11 protein-coding genes are annotated in these 11,890 nt (G+C 67.3%); 9 read left to right on the plus strand and 2 right to left on the minus strand.

Annotated features, from left to right (window positions below; translation table 11 throughout):
- A partial coding sequence (locus tag GOOTI_RS04490) for an HAD family hydrolase (RefSeq protein ID WP_007237387.1) occupies window positions 1-1,021 on the minus strand: 1,021 nt, incomplete at its 3' end.
- Between the two features lie 115 nt (window positions 1,022-1,136).
- Here GOOTI_RS04490 and GOOTI_RS04495 point away from each other — a divergent pair.
- From GOOTI_RS04495 to mce1N, 9 genes are all read left to right on the plus strand, one after another.
- Window positions 1,137-1,394 carry a glutaredoxin family protein gene (locus tag GOOTI_RS04495; protein WP_007237388.1) on the plus strand — a complete coding sequence of 86 codons (258 nt, stop codon included), beginning with the start codon at window positions 1,137-1,139 and terminating at the stop codon, window positions 1,392-1,394.
- Between the two features lie 85 nt (window positions 1,395-1,479).
- A complete protein-coding gene (locus GOOTI_RS04500) occupies window positions 1,480-2,220 on the plus strand; it encodes a redox-sensing transcriptional repressor Rex (RefSeq protein WP_007237389.1) in 741 nt (246 codons plus the stop codon).
- Between the two features lie 60 nt (window positions 2,221-2,280).
- A complete protein-coding gene (locus GOOTI_RS04505) occupies window positions 2,281-3,675 on the plus strand; it encodes a glutamyl-tRNA reductase (protein ID WP_007237390.1) in 1,395 nt (464 codons plus the stop codon).
- Window positions 3,672-4,598 (plus strand): hydroxymethylbilane synthase, encoded by a 927-nt coding sequence (hemC, locus tag GOOTI_RS04510; RefSeq protein WP_007237391.1) that lies wholly within the window; start codon window positions 3,672-3,674, stop codon window positions 4,596-4,598. Before GOOTI_RS04505 ends, hemC begins: the two co-directional genes overlap by 4 nt.
- A 53-nt stretch (window positions 4,599-4,651) precedes the next feature.
- Window positions 4,652-6,340 (plus strand): bifunctional uroporphyrinogen-III C-methyltransferase/uroporphyrinogen-III synthase, encoded by a 1,689-nt coding sequence (locus tag GOOTI_RS04515; RefSeq protein ID WP_007237392.1) that lies wholly within the window; start codon window positions 4,652-4,654, stop codon window positions 6,338-6,340.
- Window positions 6,341-6,349: 9 nt separating this feature from the next.
- Complete coding sequence (hemB, locus tag GOOTI_RS04520; RefSeq protein WP_007237393.1) at window positions 6,350-7,327, plus strand: porphobilinogen synthase; 978 nt, start codon at window positions 6,350-6,352, stop codon at window positions 7,325-7,327.
- Between the two features lie 174 nt (window positions 7,328-7,501).
- Window positions 7,502-8,437: a hypothetical protein gene (locus tag GOOTI_RS04525; RefSeq protein ID WP_007237394.1), complete on the plus strand. Its 936-nt coding sequence runs from the start codon at window positions 7,502-7,504 to the stop codon at window positions 8,435-8,437.
- Between the two features lie 19 nt (window positions 8,438-8,456).
- On the plus strand, window positions 8,457-8,996 hold the full coding sequence (locus GOOTI_RS04530) for a hypothetical protein (protein ID WP_007237395.1): 540 nt from the start codon (window positions 8,457-8,459) through the stop codon (window positions 8,994-8,996).
- The gene (gene mce1N, locus GOOTI_RS04535; protein WP_007237396.1) at window positions 8,993-9,760 is read left to right on the plus strand and encodes a transport-regulating membrane protein Mce1N; all 768 of its coding nucleotides are present in this window, start codon (window positions 8,993-8,995) and stop codon (window positions 9,758-9,760) included. The genes GOOTI_RS04530 and mce1N overlap by 4 nt, the downstream gene beginning before the upstream one ends.
- Window positions 9,761-9,832: 72 nt before the next feature.
- Here the strand turns inward: mce1N and GOOTI_RS04540 are convergent, their stop codons facing one another.
- The gene (locus GOOTI_RS04540; protein ID WP_007237397.1) at window positions 9,833-11,878 is read right to left on the minus strand and encodes an acyl-CoA dehydrogenase family protein; all 2,046 of its coding nucleotides are present in this window, start codon (window positions 11,876-11,878) and stop codon (window positions 9,833-9,835) included.
- Window positions 11,879-11,890: the final 12 nt, after the last annotated feature.

The raw sequence follows: 11,890 nt of genomic DNA on the forward strand, positions 1-11,890 counted from the left end.
AGTCCGAGTACGCGGTGCACCGCTTGAGGTTGAGTCCCTCGCGAATCGCCAACGCGCGCACGGCGTGTGCCTTGCCGGGGCCGTGCAGGATGTCGCCGACGAGTCGGCCGGTGAACTTGCCGTCGACGCTCTCGGCGACCGTGCCGAGTGCCCCGGTGAGGCCGAGATGGTCGGCGATGGTCTGTGCCAACTCGACCGGCGTTGCGGTGACGAGCCACACCTGCTGGCCGGCGTCGAGGTGACGTTGCGCCAAAGCCCTTGTGCCGGGCCAGATCTTGTCGGCGATGTAGTCGTCGTAGATCTGTTCGCCGAGCGCTGCGAGCTCAGCGGTCTCGCGCCCGGCGATGAACGACAGCGCCTTCTCGCGACCCTCCGCGACGTCCTGGGCGTTCTCCTTGCCGGTGATGCGGAATTTGGCCTGGGTCCATGCGAAGTCGAGCACGTCGGAGTAGGAGAAGTACTTGTGCGCCGCGAGTCCCCGTGCGAAGTGCACGATCGACGCGCCCTGCACCAGAGTGTTGTCGACGTCGAAGAATGCCGCGGCGGTGAGGTCGACAGCGACGTCGGATTCGATGTCGGCGGGTGGCCGCGCGCGAAGAGAGTCGACGGCTGCCTGCGCCGATGCCTCGCCCGCGAGTGCCTGACGCAATTCCTGGGCGGTCTGTCGGAAGCGTCCCGTTGCGGCAGTGGCCCGTTCGGAGATCCATGTCGTGACCCGACCGGACTCCTCGTCGTCGGAGTCCTCGTCGTCGGCGACGTCCAGGTCGTCATCGTCGCCGCCGGAGCCGTCCACCTCGTCGGCGTGGAACTCCCAGTCCTCGCCGGAGGGCTCCCGCGCCGCTGCGGGCTCCTCGGCCGTCGGCGTCGACTGCCCGTGGGACGGCGCTGCGGGCTCCTCGACGGGAGCCCCGGCCCGTGTCTCGGGGGCGTTCGCCTCGCCGGGTTGCGTGTCGTCCGAACCGGACCCGGTGGAATCGGAACCCCTGCGGTCCGGCTCCTCGTTCTCAGAGGTCACGCCCACACTCCACCTCTCACGAATGCCAACCCTGCGGCCTGCTCACCCCACAGACTAGTCATGGTGTCAGACTGTGCTGGCACCAACGTCGGCTGACACCAACGTCGAAGGAGTCCGTTCGATGTCGATCACTCTGCTCACCCGCGACGGCTGCTCGGCCTGTGAGGCCGCTCGGGCCGACCTCTCCCGCATCTGCGGCGATCTGTCCGTCGAGTTCGACGTCGTCGACGTCGATGTCGCCGCGAACTCCGGTGAGACGGAACTGCGCGCCGAGTACGGCGACCGGCTGCCAGTCGTACTGCTCGACGACGAGGAGCACAGCTACTGGGAGGTCGACGAGCCGCGCCTGCGTGCCGATCTGGCGGCCCGGAACAGCTGAGTGCGCCTGCGGGTCGCGTGCTGCGCCTGATATGCGGCGTATTACGCTGAGGAACCGTCGGGACGGGCGAAAGTGGGTGTGCGCAATGGCTGTCGGGTCGGCGTCTGATCGCATCCCCGAGCCGTCGGTGACCCGTCTGGCCACCTACCTCCACGTCCTGCGTTCGATGGGACAGCGCGGCGTCCTGGTCGCCTCCAGCGGGCAGCTCGCGACCGCAGCAGGGGTCAATCCCGCCATTCTCCGCAAGGACCTCTCGCACGTCGGCGCCAACGGTGTCCGCGGTGTCGGATACGACGTCGCGCGGCTCACGGCGCGCATCGCACTCACACTGCACACCGACACCGTGCACACCGTCGCGCTCGTCGGTGCCGGGCGGCTCGGTCGACTCCTCGCCGCACACACCGCCACCGACCGCACCTTCCGCATCGTCGCGATGTTCGACGACGACCCGGCCGTCGTCGGCACGGTGGTCGACGGCATCGTCGTCTCTTCGTGCGCCTCTCTCGCGTCACTGTCGAGTGATCCGGCGATCGAGTCGGTCGACATCGGCGTGATCGCCACCGGCCCTGACAAGGCACAACGCGCGGCCGATGCGTTGATGGCCGCGGGCATCAGACAGCTGCTGAACGTGACAGCCGCAACTTTGTCGACGGACTCCGATGTCGTCGTCAGACACGTTGATCTAGCCTTGGAGCTACAGGTGCTGACGTTTCACGCGTCACGTACCGCGCTGTCCGTCGCCGAAAGCGGGCAGCAGGGCCACGTCGACCTCCCCGGGGCCGACCTCCCCGGCAACGATCTGCCCGAGATGAACGTGCCCAGATGAACGTGCGGAGTGTGGATCAAGGATGATCAATGCGAGGTCTGAGATGGAAACGGTGACGCGGTGAGTGTTCTGCTGTTCGGAATCAGCCATCGAAGCGCACCCGTCGACGTGCTCGAGCGTCTCGCCGTGTCCGATCACGATCGACCCAAGCTGGTCGACGACCTGCTGTCCTCGCGGGCGATCTCCGAGGCGATGCTGGTCTCGACCTGCAACCGCGTCGAGATCTACGCCGTCGTCGACGCATTCCATCCCGCGCTCGAAGCCGTCGGCGATGTGCTCGGCGATCATTCCGGACTCGGCATCAACGACCTGACCCGCCACGCATACGTCCGCTACTCCGAGGCCGCCGTCGAGCACCTGTTCACCGTCGCTGCCGGCCTCGACTCGATCGTCGTCGGCGAGCAGCAGATCCTCGGTCAGATCCGCAACGCCTATCTCGAGGCCGACGCGAACAAGACCGCAGGCAGGACGCTGCACGAACTCGCCCAACACGCACTGCGTGTCGGTAAACGCGTCCACAGTGAGACCGGTATCGACCGCGCGGGTGCGTCGGTCGTGTCCGTTGCGCTGCACCGTGCCCAGCATCTCCTGCGGACATCCGCACCCGAGGCCGATCCCGAACAGCAGCTGCGCAAGGCCGTCGTGATCGGCGCGGGTGCCATGGGTGGCCTTGCGACCGCCCAGTTGGCGCGAGAAGGCGTTCGAGAGCTCGTCGTGGTCAACCGCACCGTGGCCAATGCGGAGCACCTCGCAGGCAACATCGCAGCCAATCATCCGGGCGTCGCCGTGCGCGGCGTCGGATTCGCCGACCTCCCGGCAGTGATGGCGTCGGCCGACGTCGTCGTCGCGTGCACGGGATCGATCGGGACCGTGGTCGGCGTCGGCGACGTCCACTCGGCACTCGCGGCGCGCGTGTCACCGACACCGCTGACCATCTGCGACCTCGGGCTACCCCGCAACGTCGACCCGGCCGCGGCACGCCTTCCCGGCGTGCACGTCGTCGACATCGAGGGTCTACGCGGCGATTCGGAGGCCCAGGCCGCGCACGACGACACGATCGCCGCGCGCTCGATCGTCGGTGGCGAGCTGGCCGACTACCTCACCCTGCAGCGTCAGGCGGAGGTCACCCCAACCGTGGCAGCGCTGCGGCAGCGTGCCGCCGATGTCGTCGAGGCCGAGATCCTGCGGCTCGAAACCCGGCTGCCCGGCCTCGAGGGTGCCCAGCGTGACGAGGTCGCCAAGACGGTTCGACGCGTCGTCGACAAGCTCCTGCACGCCCCGACGGTGCGCGTGAAACAGCTCGCATCGACGCCCAACGGTGATCATTACGCCGAGGCACTTCGTGAGTTGTTCGAGCTCAAGCCGGGAGCGGCCGAGGCGGTATCGGCGCCGGAGAGCGGCCTCGGTGGTAAGCCCGGCGTAGGTGAGAACCCAGCCGACCAGGGAGAGCGTTGAGCCCCATCCGCATCGGTACGCGGGGATCGTTGCTCGCGCGTACCCAATCGCAGACCATCGCCGACGCATTGACCGCCAACGGGCATCCGGCGGAGCTGGTCGTCATCCGAACCGCAGGCGACGCCTCGGCCGCTCCGGTCGCCGAGATCGGTGTCGGGGTGTTCACCACGGCAATCCGCAACGCGCTGCACGCGGGCGAGATCGACGTCGCGGTCCACTCGTACAAGGACCTGCCGACCGCACCCGATCCCGGACTGCGGATCGCGGCGGTCCCGCCCCGGGAAGATCCACGAGATGCCCTGGTCAGCAGGGGTAACCTGGTGTTGGGCGCGCTCCCGCCGGGCGCGACGATCGGCACGTCCTCCCCGCGGAGGGCCGCGCAGCTTAGAGCATTGGGTCTCGGTTTGGAAATCCGCCCCCTACGAGGCAACCTAGATTCTCGGTTGGGCAAAGTCGCCGGCGGCGAACTCGACGCAGTCGTGGTCGCCCGTGCCGGACTCGTCCGCATCGGCAGGGCCGAAGAGGTCACCGAAGCGTTCGATCCCGTGGTGCTGCTACCGGCACCGGCGCAGGGTGCACTGGCAGTGGAGTGCCGCTCCGACGATGCCGAACTGGTGAGAATACTCGCCGAGTTGGACGACGAGGCCACCCGTGTGGCGGTCGACGCCGAGCGCGCGGTACTGGCAACACTCGAAGCCGGATGTACCGCACCGGTCGGGGCGATAGCCGAAGTGGTCGAGTCGATCGACGAGGACGGGCGCATCTTCGCCGAACTGTCGCTTCGCGCGGCGGTGGCGGCCGAGGACGGATCCGATGTGATCCGCGCTTCGGTGGTGGGTCCCGTCGAGAACGCCGGCCAACTCGGTGCGACTCTCGCCGCCGAACTGCTGGATCTGGGAGCTGGCGAACTCGTCAACTCCTGAGCAGCAGAGAAGAACTGCAGCCCTCCGGAGCGAGGGCAGGAGAGTGCGAACGCATGAGCCGTACCAAGAAGGCCAATCCGGGTCGAGCGGGCCGGATCCTGTTCGTGGGATCGGGACCGGGCGATCCAGACCTGCTGACCGTGCGCGCGCGAACCGTCATCGCGAGCGCAACCACCGCATTCATCGATCCCGACGTGCCGGCAGCCGTCGTGGCGATGATCGGGTCCGCGCACCGTGACGAACCGACGGAATCCGCGCGCAAGAACACCAAGAACGACGCGAAGAAGGCCGACAAGGCCACTGACGACGCCGCGTCGTCCGATGCGCAGGACGCCGACGTCGAGAACGCCGAGGGCGACGAGGAGCACGACCAGGTCGTACACCCCGCGCTCGGCGATCCGGCAGAGGTCGCGCGCACGCTGGTCGCCGCCGCCAAGGAGGGCGACGACGTGGTGCGCGTCGTCTCCGGCGACCCGCTGACAACCGATTCGGTGCTGTCCGAGGTCAACGCCGTCTCACGCACCGCGATCGCTTTCGAGGTTCTTCCCGGCCTCCCGGCAGCATCGGTGGTCCCGAGCTACGCGGGCATGCCGCTCGGCTCGAGCCACACCGAGGCCGACGTCCGCTCGGAGGGCGTCGACTGGGCAGCGCTCGCCGCAGCACCCGGACCGCTCGTGTTGCACGCGACCTCGGGTCACCTCGCCGAGACCGCGAGCGCGCTGACCGAGCACGGTCTCGCGCCGCAGACCCCGGTCGCCATCACCATCAACGGCACCACGTGCGCCCAGCGCACCATCGAGGCCACGCTGGCAACGCTCAACGAGCAGGGCAACGCGCTCACCGGACCGCTGATCCTGACCATCGGCAAGGTCGTCAGCCAGCGCGGGAAGCTCTCCTGGTGGGAATCGCGCGCACTGTACGGCTGGACCGTTCTGGTGCCGCGGACCAAGGACCAGGCCGGCGACATGAGCGAGCGCCTCGTCAGCCACGGCGCGATGCCCAAGGAGGTCCCGACCATCGCGGTCGAGCCGCCGCGCAGCCCCGCCCAGATGGAACGCGCCGTCAAGGGACTCGTCGACGGCCGCTACCAGTGGGTCGTGTTCACCTCGACCAACGCCGTGCGCGCCGTGTGGGAGAAGTTCGCCGAGTTCGGACTCGACGCCCGTGCATTCTCGGGCGTGAAGATCGCGTGCGTCGGCGAGGCGACGGCCGAGAAGGTGCGCACCTTCGGTATCAACCCCGAGTTGGTCCCCTCCGGTGAGCAGTCGAGCCTCGGACTTCTCGACGACTTCCCGCCGTACGACGACGTCTTCGACCCTGTGGACCGAATCCTGTTGCCGCGCGCCGACATCGCGACCGAGACGCTCTCGGAGGGTCTGCGCGACCGGGGCTGGGAGATCGACGACGTCACCGCCTACCGCACCGTGCGAGCGGCACCGCCGCCCGCCGAGACGCGCGAGATGATCAAGACCGGCGGATTCGACGCTGTCTGCTTCACCTCGAGTTCGACGGTCCGCAACCTCGTCGGTATCGCCGGAAAGCCGCACGCACGCACCATCGTTGCCTGTATCGGCCCCAAGACTGCCGAGACCGCAACCGAATTCGGTCTGCGCGTCGACGTGCAGCCGGAGTCGGCATCGGTGACCGAACTGGTCGACGCCCTCGCCGAGCACGCCGCTCGGTTGCGGGCAGAGGGGGCACTGCCGCCGCCGCGTAAGAAGTCGCGCCGCTCGCGGTCGTAGGCTGGTCCTATGGCACCTGTGATCCGTCCCCGTAGGTTGCGCACCACGCCGGCAATGCGTCGGCTCGTCGCGCAGAACGCACTCCGGCCGGCCGATCTCGTCTTGCCGATGTTCGTCGCCGACGGCATCGACGATCCGCGACCGATCGAGTCCATGCCCGGTGTCGTGCAGCACACCCTCGACTCGCTGCGTAAGGCGGCCGACGAGGCAGTGCGCGCAGGCGTCGGCGGACTCATGCTGTTCGGCGTGCCCACGGCAGACGACAAGGATGCCGTCGGCTCGGGCGCCGACGACCCCGACGGCATCCTCAACCGCGGATTACGCGTCCTAGCAGACGATCTCGGTGATTCGACGGTGCTGATGGCCGACACCTGCCTCGACGAGTTCACCGACCACGGGCACTGCGGCGTGCTCGCCGCCGACGGTCGCGTCGACAACGACGCCACCCTCGACCGCTACGTCTCGATGTCCCTCGCGCAAGCGCGCGCCGGGGCGCACCTACTCGGCCCGTCGGGCATGATGGACGGCCAGGTCGCGGCCATCCGCGCAGCGCTGGATGCCGAAGGACTCACCGACACAGGGATTCTCGCGTACTCCGCGAAGTACGCATCCGCGTTCTACGGACCGTTCCGCGAGGCGGTCGGATCGTCGCTCGAGGGCGACCGCCGCACCTATCAGCAGGACGGGTCGAACCGCACCGAAGCGCTCCGTGAGGTGCGTCTGGACCTCGATGAGGGCGCCGACATCGTGATGGTCAAACCCGCGATGAGTTATCTCGACATCGTCCGCGACGTCGCGGAGATCTCGGACGTACCCGTCGCCGCGTATCAGATCTCGGGCGAATACTCGATGATCACCGCCGCCGCCGAGCGCGGCTGGATCGATCGTGACGCAGCGATCCTCGAGTCACTGACCTCCATCAAGCGCGCCGGTGCCTCGATCATCCTCACGTATTGGGCAGCTGAGGTCGCTGCCGCGTTGGCATAGGCCTCTTGCGGTAGTTGATGGGCCGTCCACTGCCGCTCGCCGTACACAATCGCGCCCCCAGCGCGTCGTCATCGAGATTATTGTCGTGGCCTCGCGCTGACGCTCGAGTTGTGTACGCAGGTCCGCTTCGCGGGCGCTCATCGTTCACCAAACTGCGTTCATTACGCTGGAGATATGTCGCAATTCCTCGATCCGCGTCGTGACCAGGGACCCTCGCGGCCCGACGTGACCCGTGAACGCCCGAAGCTGCCCGACTCGGTCGCTATCGCGTGTGAGCTGTGGATCGTCGTCGTCATCGCCAGGACGATCACCGCCATCCTGCAGTATCCGGCGCTCCGCAAGGTCATGGAGGAGAACGTCGCCAACCTCCCGGCCGACACCCCGCGCTCGGAGACCGACATGTTCACGTCGACGGGTTTCATCGTCACGGTAATCGTCATCACAGCCGTGGTGATGTCGGCGATCTCGTTGACGTTCGTCTGGTTCGCCCGCAAGGGCTACAACTGGGCCAGGGTTCTGCTCGGCGCGATGGGCGCCTTCGTCCTCATCGACATGGTCTCGTCTCTGATCGCCGGGGTCGAGCCCTGGTGGGTGGGAATCCCCCTGATCATCTCCGGTATCGCCGCGCTGGGCGCGACCGTCTTGCTGTTGCGGCGCGAGTCCGATGCCTACTGTCGGGCGATGGCCGAGTATCGCCGTCAGCCCCGGTTCCAGCCCCAGCCGATGTACCCGGTGCAGTCGTACCCGCCCCCGTACGGTCAAGGTCAACCGCCCGCAGGTCAGGGGCCGTATGGGCAGTCCTCGTACGGTCAACAGCCCACGTCGCAGCAGTATCCGCAGCCGCCGGTGTATCCCCAGTACCCGTCGTCACCGACCTCCTGGGAGGAGGAAGCGCGCCGCCGGGGTTGGCAACCTCCGACGACAGGTCCGTCGACATCTCCCCAGGTCGACCCGAATCCCACCGGCATGCCGTCGGGATCACGCGATGGCGACTACTCTTCCCGGGTAGAGGGCGACTCCGACGGGCCACCCCTCGACACCCCCACGAACGAGTCGACGCCGCACACACAGCCGCCGACGGAGAGAAAGCAAAGCAGTGACCCTTCCTGATGCAAGTAAACGCCCGAAAATGGTGACCTGGGCGTATCGATGCTGGATCGCGTCGGGTGTCCTGTTGGGGTTGCTGGGCGTCGGCTACATCGTGGCCGGCATCTTCGCGGCCGGCCCGACGCTGCTGCCCATCGGTATCGGCATCATCGTGATCGCCGTCGGTGTGGCGTACGTGCTGCTCGGGAGCAAGGCGTATGTCGGTGACGCGCGATGGCGTTCCTCGCTGGCGGCCCTCACGCTCGTCGTGGTGATCATGCTCGTCTTGTTGAGTTTCGGCGATCCCGCCCTCGCGTTCACGCTGCTCGCCGCAGTCATCGGACTGTTCGGCTCGCTGCTGGCATACCGCCCCGAAGCAGACGCCTGGTTCAACGCGGGCAGTCCGCCGGAGTGCCCGGAGAAGTCGGCATCCGCGGGCAAGGGAAAAGCAGGCGCCAAGGGCCGCTCGTCGGCCGGCAAGAACAGGCCGGGCGGCAACACCAGACCTGCTGAGAAGAGGTCGGGCGACAAGAGCGCCGCCACCGCTCGTAGCAAGCAGGACCGGAAACGGGACATTGCGTGACACCTGCCGCTGACGACCCCGCCGACGGCATCGAAGAAACCGCCGACGGCACCGCGGATCCCGCCGACGGCACCGCGGATCCCGCCGACGGCACCGAAGAAACCGCCGACGGCACCGAAGAAACCGCCGACGGCATCGAAGATCCCGCCGAGGGCACCGACGATTCCGCCGAGGGCACCGACGATTCCGCCGAGGGCACCGACGATTCCGCCGAGGGCACCGACGATTCCGTCGACGGCACCGCGGACCCCGCCGATCGTGTCCCGGCGCCCGAGGATCGCGGTGAGACGCTGTTCGTCGAGCAGGGCGGTAGCTGGTGGGTCGTGGCTATCGGCCCGGTGCTCGCGGGCGCGGTGCTCGTGATGGACATCGTCGGACCCGGTCGGGTGCACTGGTTGTGGATCTCGATCCTCGGGGCGATCATCACCCTGTTCTCGATCGTGCAGGTGTATGCGGCCCGGCGGCACGTCGGCGTCGAACTCACCGAGGCCACCCTGCAGCAGGGAACCCTGCTCATGCCGCTCGCCGACATCGACACGGTGTACCCCGCCAACAACGGCAGCGAACACGAGAAGTGGGAGAGCGCGCCCGCTCTCGGCGAGTTGGCGGGAGTTCCGCGTCGCCGAAAGGGTGTGGGTGTGAAACTCGTCGACGGCAAGCTCGCTCAGGCGTGGGCACGCGACGTCGAACGCTTCCGACAGGAACTCACCGAGGCGCATCTCGCGGTGAAACTCGGTGTCGGGCCCGGTGGGTCCGAGCAGTAGTCGGACTTCGACCCGCGCCGAGCGGAGACACCCCGGGCGATTGCCCGAGCTGAATCCGCTCGACGACGTGGGTCAGTGATTCTCGATCATCGGCGCGCCCATGAGCTCCTCGGGGATACCGAATGCATCGACGAGCGTCGCCGCGTAGGGGCGCAGGTCGCGGCAAAGTTCGTTCACGCCGCGTCGAATCGCCTTGGCGCGTTCCACGGAGATGTGGCGGTGCATCATGAACCAGCCGAGGTCGGCTTCGAGGGCCGAGTAGACGAACAGGTCGCACACCTTGCCGAGCAACTCGGCCGCAGCACGCGAATCGCAGTCGTTGATGGCCTGGACGAAGGCCTCCAGCACGACGCGTTCGGTGCGTGCCTGCCCGACCTTGAGCAGATGATCCTGCGCGTTGTTGAACACCTCGAATGCGTCGTTGTCGTCGTCGGTGGCCCGACGGAGACGCTGCGCACACGTGCGTACGAGGTGGTCCTCGCGATTTCGGAACAGCCGGATCTGCGTTCCGCGGTTGGTCAGTGCCGACTTCTCGGTGTCTTCGTCCGAGCTCTCGAGCAGCGTCTGAACCACTTGTCGCACAGCAGTTTTCTCGACGACGACGTCGCGCGCCATTGATGCGATGAACCGCACCCAACCGCCTGCGGAAAGGCCCTGGACGTCGTCGGCGTATGCCGACAACACCTCCTTGGCCACTAGCTGCGTGAGCACCGTGTTGTCGCCTTCGAAGGTGGTGAAGACGTCGATGTCGCCGCGGATGATCGAGATCTGGTTCTCGTCGAGATAGCCTGCGCCGCCGCACGCTTCGCGGGCCACGTTGATGGAGTGTGAGGCGTGCCATGTCGCATAGGCCTTGAGCCCTGCGGCGCTCGCTTCGAGTTCGCGCTGCCGTCCCGCGTCCGAATCGTCGGGCGAAGCGCTCTGGACCTCGTGCAGCTCCTCGGTCAACTCGTTCTGCGCCATCGCCACCGCGTACGACTTCGCGATCAGCGGCAGCAACTTGCGCTGGTGGCCGAGATAGTCGAGCACGACGATCTCGTCTTCGTCGCCGGGAGCGTCGAACTGCCTGCGCACCAATCCGTATCGGGTTGCGATTGCGAGCGCCTTGCGCGACGCCGCCCCCGCCGTTGCCGCAACCGAGATCCGACCACGGATCAGCGTGCCGAGCATGGTGAAGAACCGGCGGTTGGGATTGTCGATGGGCGACGAGTACGTACCATCGTCTTCGACGTCGGCGTATCGGTTGAGCAGGTTCTCCCTGGGGATGCGGACGCTGTCGAAGAGAATGCGTCCGTTGTCGACGCCTGCGAGGCCGCCCTTGTAGCCGCAGTCGCTCGTGGTGACGCCCGGCAGGTCGTTGCCGTCGGCGTCGCGGATCGGTACCACGAAACAGTGCACGCCATAGCTTTCCGGCTCCTGGCCGGGCCCTGCGGTGATCAGCTGGGCGAAAACCGCTGCATAGCGGGCATGTTCGGCGGCGCCGCCGATGTAGTCCTTACGCGCCGACGGCGTCGGCGAGTGGATGACGAACTCTTTGGTAGCGGCGTCGTAGGTCGCGGTGGTCTCGAGCGCCTGCACGTTGGAGCCGTGGCCGGTTTCGGTCATCGCGAAGCAACCGAGGAGATCCAGATTGATGGTGTCGGCGACATATTTCTCGTGATGCCTTGCGGTGCCCAGGTTCTCGACCGCTCCACCCCATAGGCCCCATTGCACACCTGCCTTGACCATCAACGACAGGTCGGCGTAGCCGAGCATCTCGATCGCGGTGATCGACGCCCCGATGTCGCCGGTACCCCCATGGTCCGCGCCGAACCCGGCAGATGCGAACCCCTGCGCGGAGAGTTCACGCATCTCGTCGAGAATGCGCGTCCTGGCCTGCTCGAGGGTCCTCGACGGATCAGGCAGGAGATCGGCGCGGTTGGAGCGCGTGCGGACATCGTCACGAGTCGCGCGCCACCGCCCGTCGAGGACGTAGCGGAGGTTGTCGACCAGCAACTCACGATCGGCGCCGAACAGCTCACTTGCGTCGTCGGGGGTCGTCGAACTTTGTGAGTCGGTCTGCGGATCGTCGATGGTGCTGTCGGTGCTGGGCGGCGAGGGATGCTCGGTTGTCGACATGGTGTCCACGTT

The organism is Gordonia otitidis NBRC 100426 (assembly GCF_000248075.1).
GTDB classification, from domain to species: Bacteria; Actinomycetota; Actinomycetes; order Mycobacteriales; family Mycobacteriaceae; genus Gordonia; species Gordonia otitidis.

What these genes read in the sequence shown, in the direction of transcription:
- GOOTI_RS04515 (WP_007237392.1), top strand. Translation starts at nt 4,652, where the DNA reads ATGAGCCGTACCAAGAAGGCCAATCCGGGTCGAGCGGGCCGGATCCTG.
- GOOTI_RS04525 (WP_007237394.1), top strand. Translation starts at nt 7,502, where the DNA reads ATGTCGCAATTCCTCGATCCGCGTCGTGACCAGGGACCCTCGCGGCCC.
- GOOTI_RS04495 (WP_007237388.1), top strand. Translation starts at nt 1,137, where the DNA reads ATGTCGATCACTCTGCTCACCCGCGACGGCTGCTCGGCCTGTGAGGCC.
- GOOTI_RS04530 (WP_007237395.1), top strand. Translation starts at nt 8,457, where the DNA reads ATGGTGACCTGGGCGTATCGATGCTGGATCGCGTCGGGTGTCCTGTTG.
- GOOTI_RS04540 (WP_007237397.1), bottom strand. Translation starts at nt 11,878, where the DNA reads ATGTCGACAACCGAGCATCCCTCGCCGCCCAGCACCGACAGCACCATC.
- GOOTI_RS04500 (WP_007237389.1), top strand. Translation starts at nt 1,480, where the DNA reads ATGGCTGTCGGGTCGGCGTCTGATCGCATCCCCGAGCCGTCGGTGACC.
- hemB (WP_007237393.1), top strand. Translation starts at nt 6,350, where the DNA reads ATGGCACCTGTGATCCGTCCCCGTAGGTTGCGCACCACGCCGGCAATG.